Origin of the sequence: Dactylosporangium sp. NPDC000555 (genome assembly GCF_040300025.1) — a bacterium.
In the GTDB taxonomy this organism is placed as follows: Bacteria; Actinomycetota; Actinomycetes; order Mycobacteriales; family Micromonosporaceae; genus Dactylosporangium.
Map to the genome: position 1 here is coordinate 1 of NZ_JBEPDB010000015.1, position 21,791 is coordinate 21,791.

Annotated in this window: 20 protein-coding genes; 8 read left to right on the forward strand and 12 right to left on the reverse strand. The window is 72.1% G+C overall.

Features of this window, described 5'->3' with window-relative positions:
• Positions 1-1,620, reverse strand: a 1,620-nt coding sequence (aceB, locus tag ABT297_RS12460; RefSeq protein ID WP_350548079.1) for a malate synthase A, incomplete at its 3' end; no start/stop codon positions are given.
• Positions 1,617-2,885, reverse strand: a complete 1,269-nt coding sequence (gene aceA, locus ABT297_RS12465) for an isocitrate lyase (protein WP_350548081.1) — start codon at positions 2,883-2,885, stop codon at positions 1,617-1,619. The genes aceA and aceB, both read right to left, overlap by 4 nt.
• A 172-nt stretch (positions 2,886-3,057) precedes the next feature.
• On the opposite strand from aceA, the gene ABT297_RS12470 reads away from it, so the two are divergent.
• Entirely contained in the window at positions 3,058-4,521 is a 1,464-nt protein-coding gene (locus ABT297_RS12470) for a short-chain fatty acyl-CoA regulator family protein (RefSeq protein ID WP_350548083.1), read from the forward strand.
• A gap of 24 nt (positions 4,522-4,545) precedes the next feature.
• On the opposite strand, the gene ABT297_RS12475 is transcribed toward ABT297_RS12470, so the two are convergent.
• Positions 4,546-4,923: an ArsR/SmtB family transcription factor gene (locus ABT297_RS12475; protein ID WP_350548085.1), complete on the reverse strand. Its 378-nt coding sequence runs from the start codon at positions 4,921-4,923 to the stop codon at positions 4,546-4,548.
• Positions 4,924-5,297: 374 nt separating this feature from the next.
• Between ABT297_RS12475 and ABT297_RS12480 the strand changes: the two genes are divergently transcribed.
• The 3 genes from ABT297_RS12480 (at position 5,298) to ABT297_RS12490 (ending at position 8,627) form a co-directional block, all read left to right on the forward strand.
• Entirely contained in the window at positions 5,298-7,040 is a 1,743-nt protein-coding gene (locus ABT297_RS12480; RefSeq protein WP_350548087.1) for an ABC transporter permease, read from the forward strand.
• Positions 7,041-7,107: 67 nt separating this feature from the next.
• A complete protein-coding gene (locus tag ABT297_RS12485; protein WP_350548089.1) occupies positions 7,108-8,433 on the forward strand; it encodes an ABC transporter ATP-binding protein in 1,326 nt (441 codons plus the stop codon).
• A gap of 11 nt (positions 8,434-8,444) precedes the next feature.
• On the forward strand, positions 8,445-8,627 hold the full coding sequence (locus ABT297_RS12490) for a hypothetical protein (protein ID WP_350548091.1): 183 nt from the start codon (positions 8,445-8,447) through the stop codon (positions 8,625-8,627).
• Between the two features lie 12 nt (positions 8,628-8,639).
• Here ABT297_RS12490 and ABT297_RS12495 read toward each other — a convergent pair whose 3' ends face one another.
• The gene (locus tag ABT297_RS12495) at positions 8,640-8,867 is read right to left on the reverse strand and encodes a hypothetical protein (RefSeq protein WP_350548093.1); all 228 of its coding nucleotides are present in this window, start codon (positions 8,865-8,867) and stop codon (positions 8,640-8,642) included.
• Between the two features lie 55 nt (positions 8,868-8,922).
• On the opposite strand from ABT297_RS12495, the gene proS reads away from it, so the two are divergent.
• Positions 8,923-10,332, forward strand: a complete 1,410-nt coding sequence (gene proS / locus ABT297_RS12500) for a proline--tRNA ligase (protein ID WP_350548095.1) — start codon at positions 8,923-8,925, stop codon at positions 10,330-10,332.
• Between the two features lie 35 nt (positions 10,333-10,367).
• On the opposite strand, the gene ABT297_RS12505 is transcribed toward proS, so the two are convergent.
• A complete protein-coding gene (locus ABT297_RS12505) occupies positions 10,368-10,682 on the reverse strand; it encodes a TraR/DksA family transcriptional regulator (RefSeq protein ID WP_350548097.1) in 315 nt (104 codons plus the stop codon).
• 43 nt (positions 10,683-10,725) lie between these two features.
• A complete protein-coding gene (locus tag ABT297_RS12510) occupies positions 10,726-11,520 on the reverse strand; it encodes a rod shape-determining protein (RefSeq protein ID WP_350548099.1) in 795 nt (264 codons plus the stop codon).
• A gap of 429 nt (positions 11,521-11,949) precedes the next feature.
• Between ABT297_RS12510 and ABT297_RS12515 the strand changes: the two genes are divergently transcribed.
• The 3 genes from ABT297_RS12515 to ABT297_RS12525 all read left to right on the forward strand — a co-directional run bounded on the left by ABT297_RS12515 (position 11,950) and on the right by ABT297_RS12525 (position 14,980).
• Positions 11,950-13,176 carry a PucR family transcriptional regulator gene (locus tag ABT297_RS12515; protein ID WP_350548101.1) on the forward strand — a complete coding sequence of 409 codons (1,227 nt, stop codon included), beginning with the start codon at positions 11,950-11,952 and terminating at the stop codon, positions 13,174-13,176.
• Between the two features lie 81 nt (positions 13,177-13,257).
• Positions 13,258-13,995, forward strand: a complete 738-nt coding sequence (locus ABT297_RS12520) for an MBL fold metallo-hydrolase (RefSeq protein ID WP_350548103.1) — start codon at positions 13,258-13,260, stop codon at positions 13,993-13,995.
• A gap of 25 nt (positions 13,996-14,020) precedes the next feature.
• Complete coding sequence (locus ABT297_RS12525; protein WP_350548105.1) at positions 14,021-14,980, forward strand: Gfo/Idh/MocA family protein; 960 nt, start codon at positions 14,021-14,023, stop codon at positions 14,978-14,980.
• Positions 14,981-14,984: 4 nt separating this feature from the next.
• On the opposite strand, the gene ABT297_RS12530 is transcribed toward ABT297_RS12525, so the two are convergent.
• The 6 genes from ABT297_RS12530 to ABT297_RS12555 form a co-directional block, all read right to left on the reverse strand.
• Positions 14,985-15,806, reverse strand: coding sequence for an SDR family oxidoreductase (locus ABT297_RS12530; protein ID WP_350548107.1), 822 nt, complete (start codon positions 15,804-15,806; stop codon positions 14,985-14,987).
• Positions 15,793-16,986, reverse strand: coding sequence for a pyridoxal-phosphate dependent enzyme (locus tag ABT297_RS12535; protein WP_350548109.1), 1,194 nt, complete (start codon positions 16,984-16,986; stop codon positions 15,793-15,795). The genes ABT297_RS12530 and ABT297_RS12535 overlap by 14 nt, the downstream gene beginning before the upstream one ends.
• Positions 16,983-18,467: a M81 family metallopeptidase gene (locus ABT297_RS12540; protein ID WP_350548111.1), complete on the reverse strand. Its 1,485-nt coding sequence runs from the start codon at positions 18,465-18,467 to the stop codon at positions 16,983-16,985. Before ABT297_RS12540 ends, ABT297_RS12535 begins: the two co-directional genes overlap by 4 nt.
• 93 nt (positions 18,468-18,560) lie before the next feature.
• Complete coding sequence (locus tag ABT297_RS12545; RefSeq protein ID WP_350548113.1) at positions 18,561-19,832, reverse strand: aspartate aminotransferase family protein; 1,272 nt, start codon at positions 19,830-19,832, stop codon at positions 18,561-18,563.
• Between the two features lie 188 nt (positions 19,833-20,020).
• The gene (locus ABT297_RS12550; RefSeq protein WP_350548115.1) at positions 20,021-20,794 is read right to left on the reverse strand and encodes an IclR family transcriptional regulator; all 774 of its coding nucleotides are present in this window, start codon (positions 20,792-20,794) and stop codon (positions 20,021-20,023) included.
• Positions 20,795-20,911: 117 nt separating this feature from the next.
• Complete coding sequence (locus ABT297_RS12555; protein ID WP_350548117.1) at positions 20,912-21,685, reverse strand: IclR family transcriptional regulator; 774 nt, start codon at positions 21,683-21,685, stop codon at positions 20,912-20,914.
• Positions 21,686-21,791: the final 106 nt, after the last annotated feature.

Sequence of the window (21,791 nt, forward strand, 5' to 3'; positions counted from 1 at the left end):
TGTGGGGGGTTTGGGGCTGGCTGTGGCGGCGGGGGGGGGGGGGGGGCGGCGGGGGGGTTCCGGGGGGGTGTTGACCCCGGGGGGTTCGGAGGGTGGGGGCGGGGCGGCCGCCACGACACCGGCCGCCGCCACGGCGCGGTCGCGGTCCGGCCCCTCACGCCCGGCGAGCAGATCGGCCAGGGCCTCGGCCAGCAGCGACCGGACCAGATCGGCGGTGACGCAGCCGCCGCCGGCGAGCGGCGTGCGGTGGTGCAGCCACTGCCACACCTGGCAGCGGGCGATCTCGGCCGTCGCCGCGTCCTCCATCAGGTTCCACAGCGCCACCGCGCCGGTACCGCCGAGCCAGGCGTCGATGTACCGCAGCGCCACGGCGATGTCGGACCGCAGTCCTTCCACGGTGACCTTTCCCGGGGTCTTGTCGACGGAGAGCAGGTCGGTGGCGGTGACCGTGACGTCGTCTCGAAGCCGGTCGAGCTGGTTCGGACGGTCGCCCAGGACCGCGTCGAACGCGTCCCGGCACACCTCGACCAGGCCCGGGTGGGCAACCCAGGACCCGTCGAACCCGTCGCCGGCCTCGCGCTGCTTGTCCGCCCGCACCCGGGAGACGGCCGCCTCGTTGACGTCCGGCGACCGGCTCGGGATGAACGCGGCCATGCCACCGATCGCGTGTGCGCCGCGCCGGTGGCAGGTGCGGACCAGCAGTTCGGTGTAGGCGCGCATGAACGGCACGGTCATGGTGACGTCCGCACGGTCGGGCAGGACGAAGTCCGACCACTGCCCGAAGTTCTTGATGACGCTGAAGATGTAGTCCCAGCGGCCCGCGTTCAGCCCGGCCGAGTGCTCACGCAGCTCGTACAGGATCTCCTCCATCTCGAACGCGGCGGTGATCGTCTCGATCAGCGTCGTGGCGCGGATGGTGCCCTGCGGCAGGCCCAGATACTGCTGGGCGAAGACGAAGACGTCGTTCCACAGCCGGGCCTCTCGGTGGTCCTCGAGCTTCGGCAGGTAGAAGTACGGCCCGGAACCGGCGTCGAGCTGCCGCTGTCCGCAGTGGAAGAGGTACAGGCCGAAGTCGACCAGGCTGGCCGAGATCGGCCGTCCGTCCACCGCGATCCACTTCTCCACCAGGTGCCAGCCGCGCGGCCGGACGACGATCGTGGCTAGGTCGCCTCCGAGGACGTACCGCTTGCCGCGCTCGTCGGTGAAGTCGATCCGCCGATCCAGCGCGTCGATCAGGTTGAGCTGGCCCCCGATGATGTTGTGCCAGGTCGGCGCGGTGGCATCCTCGAAGTCGGCCAGCCACACCCGCGCGCCCGAGTTGAGGGCGTTGACGGTCATCTTGCGGTCGGTCGGGCCGGTGATCTCGACCCGCCGGTCGGTCAGCCCGGGCGCGGGCGGCGCCACCCGCCAGGTGGGATCCTGGCGGATCCGGGCGGTCTCCGGCAGGAAGTCGGGCATCTGGCCGGTGGCGAATCGGGCGCGGCGGGCCCGCCGGATGTCCAGCAGCGCAGCCCGCCGGGCGGCGAAGCGATCGTCGAGCGCGACCAGGAAGTCCAGCGCCTCGGGAGTGAGAACCTCGTCATACCGTTCGGCCAGCGGGCCGATGATTTTGTACCTCACGCGAACTGCTCCGTTTCGGTGGACCCGCGCAGGGCGGTCGTCTCAGCCGCCGGGTTGAGCACGCTGCTGATCAGGTCGAAGTAGCCTGTGCCGACCTCGCGCTGGTGCTTGACCGCGGTGTAGCCGTCGGCCTCGGCGGCGAACTCGCGCTCCTGCAGCGCGACGTAGGCGGGCATGCCGTCGGCGGCATAGCCGCGGGCCAGGTCGAACATCGAGTAGTTGAGCGCGTGGAAGCCGGCCAGGGTGATGAACTGGAACTTGTACCCCATGTGCCCGAGTTCCCGCTGGAACTTCCCGATGGTCGCGTCGTCGAGGTGCTTGCGCCAGTTGAACGACGGGGAGCAGTTGTAGGCGAGCATCTGGTCCGGGTACCGCTGCTTGATCGCGTCGGCGAACCGGCGGGCGACCTCGAGGTCCGGCGTGCTGGTCTCCATCCAGAGCAGGTCGGCGGACGGCGCGTAGGCCAGGCCGCGGGCGATGCACGCCTCGACACCGTTGCGGAACCGGTAGAACCCCTCGGCGGTGCGCTCACCGGTGACGAACGGCCGATCCCGCTCGTCGACGTCGGTGGTCAGCAGCGTCGCGGCCTGCGCGTCGGTGCGGGCGACGATCAGCGACGGCACGCCGGCGACGTCGGCGGCCAGCCGGGCCGCCTGCAGGGTCCGGATGTGCTGCCCGGTGGGGATGAGCACCTTGCCGCCGAGGTGACCGCACTTCTTCTCGGCGGCGAGCTGATCCTCCCAGTGCACCCCGGCCGCGCCCGCCACGATCATCGCGGTCATCAGCTCATACGCGTTGAGCACGCCGCCGAACCCCGCCTCGGCGTCGGCGACGATCGGGGCCAGCCAGTCGATCTGCGGGCCGGTGCCCTCGGCCGTGCTGATCTGCCCGGCGCGCATCAGGGCGTTGTTGATCCGGCGGACGACCGCGGGCACCGAGTTGGCGGGATACAGGCTCTGGTCGGGGTAGGTATGGCCCGCGAGGTTGGCATCCGCGGCGACCTGCCAGCCGGAAAGGTAGATGGCCTTGAGACCGGCGCGAACCATCTGCACGGCCTGGTTGCCGGTGAGCGCGCCGAGCGCGTGGATGTAGTCCTCGTCGTGCAGCAGCTGCCACAGCCGCTCCGCGCCGCGCCGGGCCAGGGTGTGCTCCTCCTGGATCGCACCACGCAGCCGGACCACGTCCTGCGGACCGTAGTCGCGCTGTATCCCCTGCCATCGCGGGTCGGTGTGCCACTGCTGCCGCAATCGCTCCGCTGCGTCCATCGTGTGCCCCCTCGATCGCTGGTGGTTACTCCCCCACGGTCACACGGTCGTGATCGGCCGGTCGAGGGACGCAAACAGCCAAGTCCTGCGAAGTTGTGGAGCCAATTCGCTAATTTGCGAAGACACGGATTGACAGCGGTGTTATAGCTGGAGTTAGCGGATGTAACTGGAGGTGGGAGCGATCGCCAAAATTTTCGCCGGCGCGCGCCTGCGCCGGCTCCGGGAGCAACGCGGACTGAGCCAGACGGACCTCGCCCGCCACCTGAGCATCTCGCCCAGCTACCTCAACCAGATCGAGCATGACATCCGGCCGCTGACCGCACCGGTGCTCATCCGGGTCACCGAGCTCTTCGGCGTCGAGCCGACCGTCTTCGCTCCCCACGACACCCTGCAACTGGTCGCCGGCCTGCGGGAGGCACTCGCCGGCACGAGCAGCATCGCGGATCTCACCGAGCTCGCCTCCCGGCTGCCGGAGATCGCCGAATCGGTGATCGAGCTGCACCGCCGCTACCGTCAGGTCGCCGACCAGCTCACCGAACTCGTCGGCGACCGTGGCCAGCTGGGCCGCAGCCCGCACGACCAGGTGACCGACTTCTTCTACCGGCGGCAGAACTACGTGCCGAATCTCGACGAGGCGGCCGAGACGCTCGCGGCGCGCATGCGGCTGCGGCGCGGCGAGGTCCGCGCCGGGCTCGAGGAACGGCTGGCCGAGCGGCACGGCGTGCGGGTCTCGCCCGAGGACGCCGAGTCGCTGGGCGGCGACCTGCACCGATTTCAGCCGTACACCCGGACACTGCACCTGTCCACGTCCCTGCGTGCCGGGCAGGAAGCGATGCGGATGGCCGCACAGCTGGCGCTGCTGGAGTACGCGGACGTGATCGACGAGCTCGTCGAGGAGGAGCACTTCGACGACGTGCAGACGCAGATCCTCACCCGGGTGGGCCTCGCGAACTACTTCGCCGCCGCGCTGATCCTGCCGTACGAGCAGTTCCTGAGCGCCGCGGAAACCCGCCGGTACGACATCGACCTGCTCACCGAGCACTTCGCGATGGGCTGGGAGACGGTCTGCCACCGCCTCAGCACGCTGCAACGCCCGCGTGCGCGAGGCGTGCCGTTCTCCTTCGTCCGCGTCGACCGGGCCGGCAACATGTCCAAGCGCCAGTCGGCTACCGGCTTCCCGTTCTCCCGCACCGGCGGCACCTGTCCGCTGTGGAACGTTTACGAGGCGTTCAGCTCGCCCGGCCGAGCGGTGACCCAGATCGCGGCGATGCCCGACGGGCAGCGGTACCTGTGGATCGCCCGCACGGTCACCCGGCACCACGGCGGCTACGGCCAGCCTGGCAAGGTCTACGCGATCGCGCTCGGCTGCGAGATCAAGCACGCCGGCCGCCTGGTCTACTCGACCGGCATGGACCTGCACGACGTCGAGGCCGCCATGCCGATCGGGCCCGGCTGCAAGACCTGCGAACGGTCCAACTGCCCGCAGCGGGCCGCCGCACCGATCAGCCGGCAGCTCGATCTGGACGAGAACCGCAGCACATTCATCCCGTACCCGTTGAAGGGCCCGCCGGCGGGACGATCGGAGCCGAAGCCGGAGGCGGGCAGGTCGGCGGGGCCGACGGCGCCGGCGGCATAGCCACGGCGCCACGCTCCGGGCCTTTCACGTCTCGGCGGTACGCGGGCGGCTACCCGCCGGCCTGGCCCGCCCGGCCCGCCGCGCCGCCGTCACCGGGGCGGCCGCCACCGGGGTCGCCGGCCGCGGCAGATCCAGCTCGCCCGACACGTGCCCGCCCACCACGACGAGCCGGTCCAGCAGGTCCGCCAGGTGTGGTGTCGCCGCGCGGTAGAAGATCCGGGTGCCGTCACGGCGGGAGCCGACCATGCCCGCCTCGCGCAGCCTCGCCAGATGCTGGGACACCGCCGCCACGTTGGCGCCGACCAGCTCGGCCAGTTCACCCACCGAGTACTCACGTGCGGAGAGTGCCCACACCAGCCGCAGCCGGGTCGGCTCGGCCAGCGCCCGCAGCACATCCATCATCGGCCCGAATTGTTCTTGCCCCACCACGCAACAAAACCTAGCGCCGTCGGATCGGCACGTCACCCGCTCCGGTGCACAACGGCATAGTTGCGTGTGGACGCAAGTATGTGGCACACTCCATGACGGCCCTTGCTGGATCGGCCGGAGGAGGTGGCTGGGCATGCGGAGTTGTGACCCTCCCTCCAGTCGTCGTCCCCGGCCGCGCGGCGTCGCCTGACGCTCGGCGCACAGCCGGGGAAGCCCTCGACCTGACATGACCGCGCGCGTCGCCGCGCCGTCATGTCGTCACGTTGCGCGCTGGTCGGGCGGGCCGCCCGATTTCGCCGCCTCCGGGCGGTCTCCGGTGTTTGAATCCTCCCCATAGGGGGCTGCTCATGCTGTCCAAGAAGCGCATCCCACGCGCGGCGTCGACGCTGCCGTGGCTGCGCACCCAGTTCGGCTGGGTCGACTGGGTCGTCGCCGCCGCGGTGCTGGTGCTGTTCTACGTGGTGTTCCGCATCGCCGAGGGCACCACGGTGTCGTTCACCCCCGAACACGTCGCTCTCGACACCAACCCGGCCCGGCTGCCGTATTACGCCGGGCGGAGCCTGCTGCGCATGTTCGTCGCGCTCGGCGTCTCGACCCTCTTCACGTTCGTCTACGCGTATGCGGCGGCCCGGTCGCGGCGGCTGGAGAAGGTCCTCATCCCGGCGCTGGACATTCTGCAGTCGGTGCCGGTGCTGGCCTTCCTCACCGTCGCGATCGGCGCGTTCGTCGCCCTGTTCCCGCACTCGTTCATCGGCCTGGAGTTCGCCTCCATCTTCGCGATCTTCACCTCGCAGGCGTGGAACATGACGTTCAGCTTCTACCACTCGCTGATCACTCTCCCGCGCGAGCTCGACGAGCTGTCGCGCAGCCTGCGGCTGACCCGGTGGATGCGCTTCTGGAGGATCGAGGTCCCCAACGGCGCCATCGGCCTGATCTGGAACGGCATGATGTCGTTCGGCGGCGGATGGTTCTTCCTGGTCGCCTCCGAGGCGGTCACCGTGGCCAACTCCGAGTACAACCTGCCCGGCGTCGGCGCCTACGCGGGGGCCGCGATCGTGCGGGGCAACCTGGACGACGTGTTCCTGGCCATCCTCACCATGGCGATCATGGTGATCGGCGTCAACTTCTTCTTCTGGCGGCCGATGACCGCCTGGGCGGAGAAGTTCAAGCAGGAGCAGTCCGAGGCCACCGAGGTCCAGCGTTCCGTGGTACTGAACTTCCTGCGCCGCTCGCACTGGCCCCAGATCCTCGCCCCGGCCAGGCGCGCGATCACCGGCTGGTTCGCGCGGGCCGGGCGGGTCTTCGGCACCGACGACCGGCCGCTGCAGGTCAGCGACACCCGCCGCCGTGCCGGCGACATCGGCTTCGCCGCCGTGACGCTCGCGTTGATCGGCTGGGGCCTGTACAGCCTGCTGCGCTACCTGCGCACCACCGCCGGACTCGGCGTGTTCCTGGAGCCGTTCCTGCTCGGCCTGTTCACCTTCGGCCGGGTGATCGTGCTCGTGGCGATCGCCACGATCATCTGGGTGCCGATCGGCGTGCGCATCGGGTCAAGCCCCCGGCTGGCCCGCATCGCCCAGCCCGTCGTGCAGATCCTCGCCTCGTTCCCGGCCAACTTCCTGTTCCCCCTCGCGACGTGGCTGTTCGTCCGCACCGGCCTGTCCATCGACGTCGGCGGCATCCTGCTGATGGGCCTGGGCGCGCAGTGGTACATCCTGTTCAACTCGATCGCGGGGGCCATGGCCATCCCCACCGACCTGCGTGAGGCCATGGACAACCTGGGCGTGCACGGATGGCAGCGATGGCGGCGGCTGATCATCCCGGCGATCTTCCCGTACTACGTCACCGGCGGCATCACCGCCTCCGGCGGCGCCTGGAACGCCAGCATCGTGGCGGAGGTCGTCGGCTTCGGCGGCACCACGCTGACCGCGCACGGCCTCGGCGCGTACATCGCGCAGGCCACCGAAGCCGGCCACTACCCGCAGCTCATCGCCGGCATCGCCGTGATGTCGCTGTACGTGGTCGGGCTCAACCGGCTGTTCTGGCGCCGGCTGTACCGGCTGGCCGAAGCCCGCTACTCGCTGGCGTAGACAGCGCGGACCCGTCCCAGACCCGTACCAGACTTGAATCCGCAGACCTGTGAAGGACGCGACCACCATGACGACGCAGAAGACGAACGAGGTGCTGCTGGCCACCGACCGGCTGACCAAGTCCTACGCCGGGGCCGACGGGGAACTGCCGGTGCTCGCCGGCATCGATCTGCAGATCCGCGAAGGCGAGATCGTCGGCCTGCTCGGCCGCTCCGGCTCGGGCAAGTCCACGCTGCTGCGCTGCCTGGCCGGCCTCATCCCGCCCAGCGCGGGCACGGTCAGCTACAAGGGCGCCATGCTGACGGGCTCCAACCCCGGCACGGCCATGGTGTTTCAGACCTTCGCGCTGCTGCCCTGGCTGACCGTGCAGCAGAACGTCGAGCTCGGCCTGGAGGCACGCGGCGTGCCCGAGGCCGAACGGGCCCAGGCCGCGTTGAAGGCCATCGACCTCATCGGCCTGGACGGCTTCGAGTCCGCCTACCCCAAGGAGCTGTCCGGCGGCATGCGCCAGCGCGTCGGCTTCGCCCGGGCCCTGGTCGTCGAGCCGGACGTGCTGCTCATGGACGAGCCGTTCTCCGCCCTCGACGTCCTGACCGCCGAGAACCTGCGCGGCGAGCTGCTCGAGCTGTGGTCGTCCGGCCAGTTCCCCACCAAGGCCGTCGTCGTGGTGACCCACAACATCGAAGAGGCCGTCATGCTGGCCGACCGGGTGATCGTTCTCGGCTCGCGGCCCGGCGTCATCAAGGCCGAGTACCGCGTGGACCTGGCCCGCCCGCGCGCCCGCGACGGCAAGGAGTTCGACGATCTCGTCTCCACCATCTACGCCACCATGACCGGCCGCGAACGCGAGCTCACGCCGGCCGCACCCGCGGCCCGGCGCACCCCCGCCAACACACCCCTGCCACCGGCCAGCGTCGACGGGCTCTCCGGCCTGGCCGAGATCCTGGCCAAGCACGACGAACCGGTCGACCTCGCCGACCTGGCCGACGAGCTCGGCCTGGACGTCGACGACCTGTTCCCGCTCGTCGACGCCCTGGACCTGCTCGGCTTCGCCGTCGTCGACGCCGACGGCGTCGCGCTCACCGACGTCGGTGCCGAGTACGCCGGCGCCGACGTGCAGACCAGCAAGGAGATCTTCGCCGCCACCGCCAGCGAGATCCCCCTCGTGCGCACCATGCTCACGAGCCTGCAACGAACCGACGGCGGAACCCTGCGGGTCGGGTTCTTCCGCGACCTGCTCGCCCACCACTACACCAGCGAACAGGTCGCACAACAGCTCGACGTCGCCACCGACTGGGGCCGCTACGCGGAGCTGTACTCGTACAACGCCATCGACGAGGAATACGAGCTCGACCCCGCCCAGCGAACCCTCCGCCGACCAGCGCCGGAGTAGGGTTGTCGTAGGTGACCGAGGTGGTACTCACCGGCGTTCTCGTCCTCGCCGTGCTCTTGCTCGCTTGCGTCGTGGCGTCACTGTTCGTTGCCTCGCGCCTGGCCCGGGAGAACGCCAAGCGCATGAGGCATGACCAGCGACGCCACCACAAGCCCTACCGGGGCACACACGAGCGGCGAGCCGGCCGGCATTGAGGGTCGACCCGCTCAGACGCGTTGCGAGAGCCCGGCGCCGGATGCCCGCCGCAGCCGCTGAGCCAGCTCGCCGACGCGGTCGGCGACCACGTCGATGTCGGCGTGCCCGGTCCGGTAGTTCGTGACGCAGGCCCGCAGCCCGTGGCGGCCGTCGAGCAGGGCCGGGCCGAGCAGCGCGGTGCCTTCGCCGGCAAGCGTGGCGAGGGCGGCGGTGTGCTCGGCCTCGCTCGCCCCCTTCATCCCTCGGCGAATAATCGCCCGCGACGGCGACGCAACGTCACTACGCTTGGCGGGCATGGCTCGTGTGCTCACTCCGCGTGCGGAGGACTTCCCCCGCTGGTATCAGGACGTGCTCGCCAAGGCTCAGGTGGCCGACAACGGGCCGGTGCGCGGCACCATGGTGATCCGACCGGCGGGGTACGCGATCTGGGAGCGCATGCAGTCCGAGATGGACAACCGGATCAAGGCGGCCGGCGCGGAGAATGCCTACTTCCCGCTGCTCATCCCCGAGAGCTATCTGCGGCGCGAGGCGCGCCACGTCGAGGGCTTCGCGCCGGAGCTCGCGGTGGTGACGCACGGCGGCGGCAAACAACTCCCCGAGCCCCTGGTCGTGCGGCCGACCAGCGAGACGGTCATCGGCGACTACATGGCGAAGTGGATCAGCAGCTACCGCGACCTGCCGCTGCTGCTCAACCAGTGGGCCAACGTCGTGCGGTGGGAGCTGCGGCCGCGGCTGCTGTTGCGCACGACGGAGTTCCTGTGGCAGGAGGGGCACACCGCCCACGCCACGCGGGACGACGCCCGCCGCTACGCGCGCATGATCCTGCACGAGGTGTACGAGGACTTCATGCGTGACGTTCTGGCGATGCCCGTCGTGGTGGGGTGCAAGACCGCGCGGGAGCGGTTCGCCGGCGCGACCAGCACGTACACGCTGGAGGGCATGATGGGCGACGGCAAGGCGCTGCAGATGGGCACCAGCCACGAGCTGGGCCAGAACTTCGCGAAGGCCTTCGGCATCGTCTTCGCGGGCCCGGCCGGCGGGCAGGAGCATGCCTGGACCACCTCCTGGGGCAGTACGACGCGCATGCTCGGTGGCCTGATCATGTGCCACGGCGACGACGCCGGCCTGCGCGTTCCGCCGCGGGCCGCGGCGACGCAGGCGCTCGTCTCGGTGGTCAAGGCCGGCGAGGGTGTACCGAAGGCAGCCGCACGGGTCCGCGACGAGCTCAAGGCCGCGGGCGTCCGGGCGGCGCTCGACGACCGGGTGGACGTTCCGTTCGGGCGGCGGGCGGTCGACGCCGAGCTCAAGGGCTTCCCGGTGCGGATCGAGGTCGGCCCGCGCGAGCTCGCCGAGGGCAACGTGGTGCTCGTGCGGCGGTTCGACGGCAGCAAGACGCCGATCGATGTCAACGCGATCGTCGGCACCGTGGCCGAGGCGCTCGCGCAGGACCAGCGGGCGCTGTACGACGAGGCGCTCGCCCGCCGGGAGGCCGGCACGGTCGAGGTGCGCACGACCGCCGACGCGATCGCCGCGGCGAGCGGGGGCGGGTGGGCGCGGGTGCCCTGGTCCACCATGGGCACCGACGGCGAGACGAGGGCGAACGCGGCGGGAGTGACCGTCCGCTGCCTCGTCCGGCCGGACGGCACCGTCCCCGTCTCCGAGGACGAGCCGGGCCTCGTCGCCGTCGTCGCGCGATCCTACTGACCGCCACCCGCCCGCCGGGACTCCTCCGTCGCCTATTAGCCGCGTGCCTGGCAGGGAACGCAGCGCCGGGCGCGGGGGAGGATAGCCAGCCGGGCCGCGGGGATGACGCCGGAGCACCGCTCGCAGCGGCCGTAGGTGCCCTCAGCGATCCGGGCGAGCGCGGCCGTGGTCTCGGCGACGGCCTGGCTGGCGGCGGTGATGCGCTCGGCGACGGTCTGCGGATCCTCGCCGGCGTCCGCGGGGTCGGCGCCGGCGGCCGTCAAGGCGGAGAGCTCATCGGTGTGCAGCTGTAGCTGGGCCTCCAGCAGCTGGCGCAGTTCATCGATCTCAGGGTCGACGTTGACACTCATCGGGTACTCCATCGGATTGGGTAAGCGTGCGGACAACGGGCGATCAGCCGCGCAGGACGGCGCTGCGCAAGGCGGCCAGGGCGGCAAGCCCGGCTCCTCGCACGGCGACCAGGTGCGGTGCCGCGGGCCGGCGCACCGGCACGTCCACGGCGGCGGCGATGCTGGCGGCCAGCCGTGGCCGGTTCGCGCCGCCGCCGACGAGCAGCAACCCGCCGCGCGCCGCGGCCGCGGCGGCCTGCCGGTGCTGCGGTGCCCGGCGCAGCCGCCCGAGCAGGTCGACGACCGCCGCGACCAGCGTCTCGTCGGTGCCCAGTGCGGTCACGTCGTCGGTACCCACCTCATGGCGCGCCGCTTCGAGCACGCCGCCGCCGGCGAGCACCGCCGCCTCGATGACCTGGGCGCCCAGATCGACGACCAGCAGCGGGCCGGGCGCCGCGCCCGCACCGATGGCGGCGGCCCGGATCGAGTCGATGAACAGCAGCCGGCCCGGGGCGAGCGCGGCGTTGAGCGTCTGGCGAAGGGCGTGCTGGTCGTTCTCGCCGGTGCGGACGGGGCGGCAGGCGACCACGGTCGCGCCGGGCGGTACCGGCCGGTCGTACCCTCCGAAGAGCGCGGCCAGCATCGACCGCGCGGCGGCCGGGTCGGTGATCCGCCCGCGTCGCACCACCGCCCGCGTTCCCGTGGCGAGGTCGCGGCTGCGCGCGTGCACCAGGGGCCGGCCCGATGTCCAGATCCGTGTGTACGCCCCGCCGATGTCCACGCCGACCGCCGTGGGCTCCACCGCGGCCTCTGCGGCGGTCCCTGGCGCTGCGGCAGGGGAGATCACGTCGGTGAACACGGTGTCTCCTTTCGGCTGGGTGCAAAGGGGAAGTTCGGCCGGACAGCCCCGAGAAACGGGGCCGTGCCGCAGGTCAGGCGGATCGCCTGAGGGGGCCGCGAAGCGGATGGCTACGTCAGCGCGTGTATGCCCGGGGCGCCCGTCGGCTGTGCCGGCGGCGCACTACCGGGCCGGCATCCGGCGGCGACGTCATGCCGACGGTGTCGCGCGCGTTCGGCGTGCCAGTCGTCATCGTCACCGCCTTCTTCCCTCTCGTCGCCGGGTGAATCTCCAGGGTCGGCCGAGGACCGGCGGTCCGCATCGGCGGTGACCGGCAACCTGGTCGTATGGTGGTTGCCGGTCACCGGCAATCACGATCCGCGCGAGAGGGCTGCCGAGCAGGGCTCGGCGCACCGGTGCGCAGCCGGGGCAGCACTGGAGGTGTGCAACGTGGCGGGTGGTGAGGTGCGGCGTCGGCGGACCGCGGCGGTCGGCCCGGAGGGCTGGCTGCAGGCGGTGGGTGAGGCCGCCGGCCGTGACGCCGGCGCGCCCGCCGAACTGCTGGGCGACTACCTGCAGCTGCTGGCCGAGGCGGCGGTCACCGGCCGCCGGCCTCGCCGCTCCGACCTGGACGCGGTCGGCGAGCTGGGTCGTCGCGCCGCGAGGCAGGGTGTCTCGGCCGGCCGGGCGGTGCAGCTGTATCTGTCCGCGGCACGACGCTTGTGGCAGGACCTGCCCGCCGTGGTGCGCTCCGACGACAGCGAGGTGGTCCGGGCCGCCGCCGCGGCGGTGCTGCAGGCCGTCGACGAGGCGGTGGCCACCCTCGCCGAGGGCTACGCCCACGCCCGCCGGGACCTCGTTCGCCGCGAGGAGGCGCTGCGCCGGGAACTGGTTGACGACCTGCTGCGCGGCGACTCCGACCCCGGTGCGCTGGTGCAGCGGGCCGAGCCGTTCGGCGTCGACCCGGCCCGTGGCCACCAGGTCGCCCTCGCCGCCCCGGGCCGGCGGCTGCCCGACACGCAGGCGACGATCAACGCGCTGGAGGCGGTCATCTTCGACCGGCTCGGCGACCGCGACGTACTGGTCGCCACGAAGGACGGCCTGCTGGTGGTGATCGCCCCCGCGGAGCCCGTCCCGGCTGGCCCGGCGGCCGGCGACCCGCGCCACGACCTCGGACACCTGGTGCACACCCAACTGAGCCGGCCCCGGTACGGCAGGCCCTGGCAGGTGACCGTCGGCCGCGCCCATCCCGGCCTCTACGGCATCGCCCGCTCCTACGAGGAGGCCCGCGAGGCACTGGCCATGGTGAAACGGCTGCGCCTGGGAGTCCCGGTCGTCAACGCCCACGACCTGTTGGTGCACCGGGTGCTGCTGCGCGACCAGCCGGCCATCGTCGACCTGGTCGGCGCCGTGCTCGGCCCGCTGACCGGCGCCCGCGGCGGTGCCGAGCCGCTCCTGGACACCCTGCGGGCGTACTTCGCCACCGGCGAGGTCGCGACCGAGGCGGCGAAACAGCTGCGAGTATCGGTCCGGACGGTCACCTACCGGCTGGCCCGGATCAGGACACTGACCGGGTACGACCCGGCCGACCCGGACCACCGCTTCACCCTGCAGGCCGCGGTTCGCGGCGCCGCGGCCCTGAACTGGCCCGCCAACCCACTGCCGACGATCACGTGACCCGGCCCGCCCGACCTTCGTAGTTTCATCAGATGGATCGGCTAGTTCATTTTCGTCATGCGCGGTGGTAGGGTTCACACCGTGCGGCTGTCGGACCGGGTTCATCTGGTGGGCAGTGGCTTTCTCGGCTGGTCGCTCTCGGATCGCCACGACAGCCACGTCTACCTGGTCGACGGTGGCACCGAGGCACTGCTCGTCGACGCGGGCAGCGGCCTCGGCCGGGCGGCGATCCTCGACCTGATCGAGCGCAGCGCGGCCCCGCCGGTCACCCGGATCCTGGTCACGCACGGCCACGCCGACCACGCCGCCGGTGCCGGCGCGCTGGCCGCCGCGCTGGACGCCAGGGTGCTCGCGTCGACGGCGGTCGCCCGGATGCTGGCCGACGCCGACGAGGTCGCCACCGGCCTGGCCGTGGCCCGGTCGGCCGGCACCTATCCGCCGCACCTGCGGCTGACCCCCACCGCGGTCGACGACGTGCGCGACGAGGGCAGCCTCCGCGTGGGAGACCTCACCGTCACCGTCCTGCCCACGCCCGGGCACGCGGCCGGTCATCTGTGCTTCCTCGTCACGACCCCGGCCGGCGACCGCTCGGTGTTCACCGGCGACCTGGTCTTCGCCCGTGGCCGCACGGCCGTCCTGGGAACCGCCGACACCGATCTGGCCCAGCTGCGGCGGAGCCTGCGCGTGGTCGCCGAGGCCCGGCCCGCCGCGCTGTTTCCCGGCCACGGCAGCATCGCGCTGGCCGGCGCGGGGGCACACCTCGACATCGCGCTCGCGGCATTCGACGCCGGCCGGCTGCCGCCGCCGCTGTTGCCGTGACCACAGTGGACACAAGGAGACCACCATGCGGATCGGCGTGAGCGGCGTCGGCTCGATCGGTCAGCGGCACGTGAGGCTGCTGCGCGACCTACCCGGTGTCACGGTGACAGTCTTCGACGCGGTAGCACCCGACCTGCCCGGCGGGATCGCGGTCGTGGAGACTTTCCCGGCCCTGCTCGACGCCGGCCTGGACGGACTGGTGGTGGCCACCCCGGACGCGGCCCATGCCGAGCAGACCGTCGAGGCGGTGCGGCGGGCAATCCCGGTGCTGGTCGAGAAGCCCCTGGCCGACAGCCTCGCCGCAGCCCGGGAGGTGGCCGACGCGGCGCGGCGGCACAAGGCCCCCGTGCTGGTCGGCTACGTGCTGCGGCACTACGCCGTGGCGGCCAGGGTCCGGGAGATCCTCGCCGACGGCGCCATCGGCACACCGGTGTCGGCCCATGCCAGCCTCGGTGCCTACGAGACGCTGCGACTCGCCCGCAACCGGTTCGCCGCGGCCGCGGACTACCGGCTGCCCTACGACTACAGCCACGAGTGGGACTATCTGCAGTGGTTCCTGGGCCCGATCGACCAGGTCGCCGCGGTCGCCAGAGAGGCCGGCGAGCTGCCGCTGAGCCAGCATCCCAACCTCATCAACGGCGTGTTCACGATGAGCTCCGGGGTCACCGGGACCTTCCACCTCGACTATGTGCAGGACGGCGGCGGCCGGCGGCTGGAGGTGGTCGGTGACCGGGGCACGCTGCGGGCGGACCTGGCCGGCGGCTCGGTTCGGGTGCGGGCGCACGGCGGCAACCTGACCCGCGAGTACGACTGCGCCGAGCACCGGGACGCCGCGTTCACCCGCCAGCTGGGCCACTTCCAGGACGTCATCACCGGACTGTCCGCGCCGCTGGTGACCGTCCACGACGGAGTGCGGGCGATCGCCGTGGCCGACGCGGTGGTCGCCGCCTGCCGGTCCGGCGGCTGGCAACCGGTGGCGGCCTGAGCCGTCAGTGGGCCGTCCAGCCGCCGTCCACCATCAGGTTGGCGCCGGTCACGTACGCCGAAGCGTCGCTGGCCAGGAACAGGATCGGCCCCTTGATGTCGTCCGGCCCGGCCAGCCGGCCCAGCGGGGTCGCCTTCCGGTAGGCGGTGAGGAACGGCTCCGGCTGGCCCTCGCTGCGCAGACCGCCCGGGCTCAGGCAGTTCACCCGCACCCCGTGCGGCCCGTAGTAGCAGGCGAGGTACCGGGTCAGGTTCACCATCCCGCCCTTGTCGTAGGCGTAGAACGCCGGACTCGTCACGGCCGTGTTCTGATAGATGTCGAACGTCGGCCCGACCACGCCGTAGATCGAGCCGATGTTGATGATCGAACCTCCGCCCTGCGCCGCCATCCGCTCCGCGAAGTACCGGCTGATCAGGAACAGCCCGGTCGAGTTGACCAGGCTCGTGGCGGCCCAGTCCGCGGCGCTGGTGTGGCCGGGGTCGGATCCCTGACGGTGCACGGATCCGTTGACCAGCACGTCGACGCGCCCGTGTGAGGCCAGCACGGCGTCGCGCAGGGCCAGGATCGAGGCCTCGTCGGCGAGGTCCAGCGGGTGGCTGCTCGCCGCGAGGCCCCGCCGCCGCAACGCGTCCGCCGCGGCGGCGCAGGCGTCCGCGTCGCGGGAGGTGACCACGACATGGGCCCCGGCCTCGGCCAGCGCGTCGCACATGTGCCGGCCGTAGAGCCCGGCCCCGCCGGTCACCACGGCGACCCGGCCGTCGAGCGAGTAGAGGTCCGTGACCGTCCTACCTGGACGGTCGGGTCGTTCCAGCTCAGCGAAGGACATCGGCCAGCACCTTTCTGATGTCATGGGCTTCGATCCGTTGTGCCGGTTTCGGTCCGGCCAGCCGGCCCAGGGCCGCGCTGTCCTTGTAGCCGGCGCCGGTGGCGATCAGAACCACCCGGTCGTCCGGGCCGAGCCGTCCGGCCGCGGCGTCGGCGAGCGCGCCGGCGTAGGCGGTGGCCCCGGCCGGCTCCACCAGGACGCCCTGCCGGGCCAGCTCCTGCTGCGCCTCGTGTACCTGCTCGTCGGTGACCTCGGTGAGGTGCCCGCCGCTGCCGCGTACCGCCTCCACCGCGCCGGCGCCGTCGAACAGCACCGCCACCTGCAGGCCGGAGATCCCGGTCGTGCACGGTCCGGACAGGCCGTCGAAGCGACCCCGCAGGGCCGGGCCGAGGGTGGGGCATCCGGCAGGCTGCACGGCCACCAGTCGCGGCCCGGCCGGCATCCGGCCGTAGCCGCGACCGATCGCGGACAGCAGCCCGCCGCCGCCCACCGGGGCATAGACCACGGTCGTCCGCGGTGCCTCCTCGGCGAGCTCGAAGGCGATCGTGGTCGCGCCCTCCATCGCCTCGGGGGAGAAGCGTCCGCCGGTGAGCATCGGCAGCAGGCCACACTCGGCGGCGAGCGCGGCGATGTCGCGGGCGGCCGAGTCGGTGGCGGCGGCGTCGTGCCCGAGGCCGGCCACCAGGTGCACGCTCGCGCCGAGCGCGCGGATCTGCAACAGCTTCTGCTCGGCCGTGTCGGCCAGCGCGAACAGGACACAGGCCAGGCCGGCCCGAGCGGCGTACGCGGCCGCGGCGGCACCTCCGTTGCCGGAGGACGTGCCCACGCAGCCGGCCAGGCCGCGTTCGGCCGCGATCGACAGCGCGACGCTGGCGATCCGGTCCTTGAACGAGCCGGTCGGGTTGAGGTGCTCGCACTTGACCAGCGCCGAGGCGACCCCGAGCGGTTCCGCCGCCACCGGCACCAGCGGTGTGCCGCCCTCGCCCAGGCTCACCACGACGTCGCCGGAAACCGGGAGCCGGTCCTGGTGGCGCCACATTCCGGTCGCGCCGGGCCGGACCGGGGCGAGGCCGGGATATGCGACCACGAGCTCGCCGCCGCAGGCGGTGCAGGTGTAGCCGACCGGGCCTGGTTCGCGGGCGGTGCCGCAGGTCCGGCACACCAACCGGAAGGTGGTCATCGGGCCGGGAACGCGGTCGGTGGCAGGGTCATCGGTACGCTCCGGCGGGGCAGGGTGGCCAGGTCGACCGGGCAGACCCCGGGCGTGGCCACCTCGATGACCTCGGACGCGATGTCACCGAACGCCGCCCGCCAGGCGATGGCTCCCTTCACCACCAGGATCCGGGCCGCGGCGGGGTCGATGCCGACCGAGGTCAGCTGCTCGGCGTGAAACGGCGGGGTCGGCCTGGTCGTGACCACGACGCTGACCCCGTCGACTTGCAGCACGGCGGTGGTGCCCATGTCGAACTCGCGACCCGTCATCCAGCTGCCGGAGGTGCGGTAGCGGCCGTCGGTCACGGTCAGCACCCGGCCTCGGACGTACACCGGTTCGCCGTGGCGTTCGTCGGTCCGTCCGCCGAGACGGGTGTCCACGTCGGCGCCGACCCCGGCGTCGGCGGCGAGCCTGGCCGCCATCGGGTCGGCGATGGTGACCACGGCGTCGCGGGAGCCCTGCCGCAGCAGTTCGGCCAGCAGCGCGGTCCCGTCGCCGGGGCTGCCGCCGCCGATGTTGTCGGCGACGTCGGCGAGCACCACCGGACCACCGGCATCCGGTGAGCGCTCGGCCAGCAGGGCCAGGGCCCGCCGCACCGCCGTCGCGGCGTCGTCGCGGGCCAGCGCGAAGGCGGCCGCCTCGGCCTGGATGTCGGCCAGGGTCTCGGCGATGACGTCCCGGGCGGCGGCCTCGGCCCCGGCGTCGTGGACGGCGAGCACACTGATGCCGGCCCGGTCCACGTCGCTGTAGGCGAACCCGGCGGGGATGCAGACCCGGGCCAGGCCGGCGGCCCGGCCCCGGCGGCCGGCCCGTTCTTGCAGCGACCGCATCGGCTCGGCGTCGGTCGCCTGCGCCAACGGGCATACCAGCATGGGGACCTTGCCCACCGCGGTGCGCAGCCGCCGGCCACCGAGGACCTGAGCGAGCAGGGCCGCCGCTTCCCGTCCGCGTTCACGCATGTCGACGTGCGGGTAGGTGTCGTAGCTGATGAGCACGTCGCTGCCGGACACCAGCTCCGGCGACGGGTTGGCGTGCAGGTCGAGCACGGCCGCGACCGGCACCTCGCCGACCACGTCCCGCAGGACGTCCAGCAGCGCTGTCTCGGCGTCGGGCCGGCCCTGCGCCACCATGGCGCCGTGCAGGTTCACCAGCACGGCGTCGAGCCGACCGGCCCGCCGCAGCGCGGTCTCGGCCCGCTCCAGCAACGCCTCGATGGTGTCCCGGTCGGCCGGACCGCACGGCCAGGCGCCGGCCGAGAACACTCCGACCAGGTCGAGGTCGCCGGCGTCGGCGAAGCCGCCGATCACCGAGCCGGTGCCGCGGTTGCGGTCCAGCACCGACTCGCCGGAGAGCAGCTCGAAGTCGGCGAAGTCGCCCAACGAGGCGGCGTGGCTGGCGTAGGTGTTGGTCTCGTGCCACAGCCCCAGCACGCCGACGCGGTAGCTCATGCCGATGCCTCCGCTTCGCTGCGGCAGCGGCACGGGCTCAACCTGCGCCTCTCATGAGCGGCCACTGCGCTTCGCTCCGTACCGCTCATGAGCTCACCCGGCCGCGTGGCCGGTCAGCGCCCGGTCGGCCCGCTCGAGCGCGGCGGTGAGCTCGGGCTCGCCGTGTGCCGCCGAGACGTACCAGATGCCGCGGCCGGCCACCCACACCCCGTGATCGGCCAGCGCGTGCGAGAAGGCGGCGTAGCGATCCAGGTCCAGCGTGCGCAGCCCGCGGTAGTCGGTGACCGGGTCCGGCGGACCGAACGAGGCGTGGAAGGCCATGGGCAGTCCCTGCACCCGCAACGGAACGCCGTGCCGGCGGCCGAGGTCGGCCAGTCCGGCCATCAGCGCCGTGCCGTGCCGGGTTATCCGCTCGTACGGCGGATCCTCGGTGAGCACGTCGAGGGTGGCCACCACGGCCGCCGCGGCCATCACCGAGCCGTTGAACGTGCCCGAGTGGTTCACCTCGCCGGTGCCGAACCGCTCCATCAGCTCGGCCCGTCCGGCCAGCGCGGCCACCGGCCACCCGCCGGCCATCGCCTTGCCGTAAGTGGCCAGGTCCGGCGCCACACCGTAGCGCTGCGCGGCACCACCGAGGGCCACCCGGAATCCGCTGATCACCTCGTCGAAGATGAGCACGACGCCGTACCGCGTGCACAGCTCCCGCACCCGTGGCAGGTAGCCGTCGGCCGGCTCCGTCGAGCCAGAATTGATCATGATCGGTTCCATGATGACGGCGGCGAGGGCCTCGGCGTGCTCGGCCAGCGCGGCCTCCAGGGCGGCGGCGTCGTTCCACGGCACGACCACGGAGTCGGCGAGGTAACTGGCCATCTGGCCGGCGCTGGCCACCGTGTCGGTGCCCGGGTTGACCAGCACGTTGTCCAGCCAGCCGTGGTAGTGGCCCTCGAACCGGACGAACCGGCGCCGGCCGGTCACCGCGCGGGCCAGCCGCAGCGCGGCCTGCACCGCCTCCGTGCCGGTCATGCCCAGCCGCACCATGTCGGCCCAGCCGAGTGCGGCGACGATCCGTTCCGCCGCTTCGACCTCGAGCCGGTGCTGCGCCCCGAACACCATCCCCGACGTGCTGGCCTTGGCGACGGCGGCCACCACCCGGTCGTGGGCGTGGCCGAGGAAGTTCGGTCCCTGGCCCAGTAGATAGTCCACGTAGTCGTTGCCGTCGACGTCCCACAGCCAGGCACCCTTGCCCCGCTCGAAGAAGACCCTCGGGGCGGCCAGGCGGACGTTGGAGTTCGCCCCGCCCGGGATGGTAAGCCTGGCGCGGTCGGCCAGATCGGCCGACGTGGCCCTGGACGTTGTCGACGTCACGCGACGTCCCCTCCCGCGCCCGGTAGTAGCGCGTTTTATCTAGTGGGAAGAAGAAACCAGCAGACGAAACGCTGTCGACGGTAGTCCGCGACGTTCGGCGGGTCAACACACCGGCGCGAACGCGACGGAGCCCCCGGCGGCTGCCGGGGGCTCGCGGAAAAATGTGGTCGCCGGACGGGCCGGCGAGGTCAGGCGGTGGTGTGGAAGTCGCGGACCAGCCGCATCGCGACCCGGCGCAGCGCCTTGGCGGTGGCGTCGACCTTCTCCGCCGGCAACCGCCGGGCCGGGGCGCTGACGCTGATGCCGCACGGGAACGGCAGGCCCTGCAGGGCGACCGCGACGCACCGGCCGTCGGGCTGGTTCTCGCAGTCGTCCACGCCGTATCCGTCCCGGCGGACCTTCTCGAGTTCCTCCAGGTAGCGGTCCGCCGAGGTGATCGTGGTCGGGGTGTAGCGCTGCATCTGCTGGGCGGAAAGGATCGTCCGAACCCGTTCCTCCGGCAGCTCGGCCGCGATCGCCTTGCCGAGCGCGGTGGCGTGCAGGCTGCCCCGCTCGCCGACCCGGGCCGCCAGCCGCATCATCTCGTGGCTCTCCACCACGATGGCGTGGACCACCTGGGTGCCGTCGAGCAGGCCCATGTTGGTGGTCTCGCCGAGCTTGTCGCGCAACCGTTCCAGGTGCGGCTTGGCCTGGCTGATCAACGCGTCGATCTGCCGGGTGTGCTGCGGCCGGAAGGCCAGGCCGAGCCGGTACAGGCCCGAGGCGGCGTCCCGTTCCACGTACCGCCGGGTCTCCAGGGCGGCGAGATACCGGTAGGCCGAGCTCTTCGGTAATGCCGTCACCTCGGCGACATCGGCCAGGGTCGCTCCCTCCCGGGACCGCTGCAGCACGTCGAGAATGTCGCAGACCCGCTCCACCGCCCGGATCGGGTAGTTGGTGGCGGAGTCGTTGGCGGCCTTCATTCTCCTCCTGTCGGATCCTATCGGGCCGGTGCGCCGAGTAACTGCCGCATGAGTATGCCGGTCCGATCGATGTCGCGCCACGTCGCCTGCCGGATCGCCGTTCGCGGACGGCAGCCCTCACCCCGCAGCCTGGTAGTCGCGGGCCAGCTGCATGGCGATGCGGCGCAGGGCCCGCGCCACCGGTTCGACCTTCTCGCGGGGCAGTCGCCGGGCCGGGGCGCTGACACTGATGCCGCACAGGAACGGCAGGTCCCGCACGGCCACTGCGACGCATCGGCCGTCCGGCTGGTTCTCGCAGTCGTCCAGCCCGAAGCCCTCCTGGCGCACCACCTTGAGGTCGACCAGGTAGTCGTCCGGTGAGGTGATGGTCCGATCGGTGAATCGGCGCATCGGCTCGGCCTGAAGCAGCACGCGAACCCGGTCGTCGGGCAGCTCGGCGGCGATCGCCTTGCCCAGCGCGGTGGAGTGCAGGCTGCCCCGCTCTCCCACCCGTGCGGCCAGCCGCAGCATCTCGTTGCTCTCCACCACCAACGCGTGCATGATGTGGACTCCGTCGAGCACTCCGAGGTTCGTGGTCTCGCCCAGCCGGTCCCGCAGCCTCTCCAGGTGTGGCCGGGCCAGCGCCGCGAGGGCGTCGATCTGGCGGGTGTGCTGCGGCCGGAAGGCTATGCCGAGCCGATACGCGCCGGTGTCCGGCTCGCGTTCCACGTAGCGGCGCGCCTCCAGCGCGGACAGGTAACGGTAGGCCGAGCTTTTGGGCAGGCCGGTCACCTCGGCCACATCGGAGAGCGAGGCACCCTCGCGCGAGCGTTGCAGGACGTCGAGGATGTCACAGACCCGTTCCACGGCCCGGATCGGATAGCTCGCGCCCGCGTCGTTCGTCGGTTTCATGCGCTGTCCCGTCTAGTTCTGCAGTTGGTGTTCCAGCCATCAGACGGCTGATGTTCTACAGAGATTACCTGGTCAGCACGTATTCACAACAATATCGGAACGCCGG

Coding starts and splice junctions, on each gene's coding strand:
- aceA (WP_350548081.1), bottom strand. CDS start 2,885: ATGGACGCAGCGGAGCGATTGCGGCAGCAGTGGCACACCGACCCGCGA.
- ABT297_RS12475 (WP_350548085.1), bottom strand. CDS start 4,923: ATGATGGATGTGCTGCGGGCGCTGGCCGAGCCGACCCGGCTGCGGCTG.
- ABT297_RS12480 (WP_350548087.1), top strand. CDS start 5,298: ATGCTGTCCAAGAAGCGCATCCCACGCGCGGCGTCGACGCTGCCGTGG.
- ABT297_RS12485 (WP_350548089.1), top strand. CDS start 7,108: ATGACGACGCAGAAGACGAACGAGGTGCTGCTGGCCACCGACCGGCTG.
- ABT297_RS12495 (WP_350548093.1), bottom strand. CDS start 8,867: ATGAAGGGGGCGAGCGAGGCCGAGCACACCGCCGCCCTCGCCACGCTT.
- proS (WP_350548095.1), top strand. CDS start 8,923: ATGGCTCGTGTGCTCACTCCGCGTGCGGAGGACTTCCCCCGCTGGTAT.
- ABT297_RS12505 (WP_350548097.1), bottom strand. CDS start 10,682: ATGAGTGTCAACGTCGACCCTGAGATCGATGAACTGCGCCAGCTGCTG.
- ABT297_RS12525 (WP_350548105.1), top strand. CDS start 14,021: ATGCGGATCGGCGTGAGCGGCGTCGGCTCGATCGGTCAGCGGCACGTG.
- ABT297_RS12530 (WP_350548107.1), bottom strand. CDS start 15,806: ATGTCCTTCGCTGAGCTGGAACGACCCGACCGTCCAGGTAGGACGGTC.
- ABT297_RS12535 (WP_350548109.1), bottom strand. CDS start 16,986: ATGACCACCTTCCGGTTGGTGTGCCGGACCTGCGGCACCGCCCGCGAA.
- ABT297_RS12540 (WP_350548111.1), bottom strand. CDS start 18,467: ATGAGCTACCGCGTCGGCGTGCTGGGGCTGTGGCACGAGACCAACACC.
- ABT297_RS12550 (WP_350548115.1), bottom strand. CDS start 20,794: ATGAAGGCCGCCAACGACTCCGCCACCAACTACCCGATCCGGGCGGTG.
- ABT297_RS12555 (WP_350548117.1), bottom strand. CDS start 21,685: ATGAAACCGACGAACGACGCGGGCGCGAGCTATCCGATCCGGGCCGTG.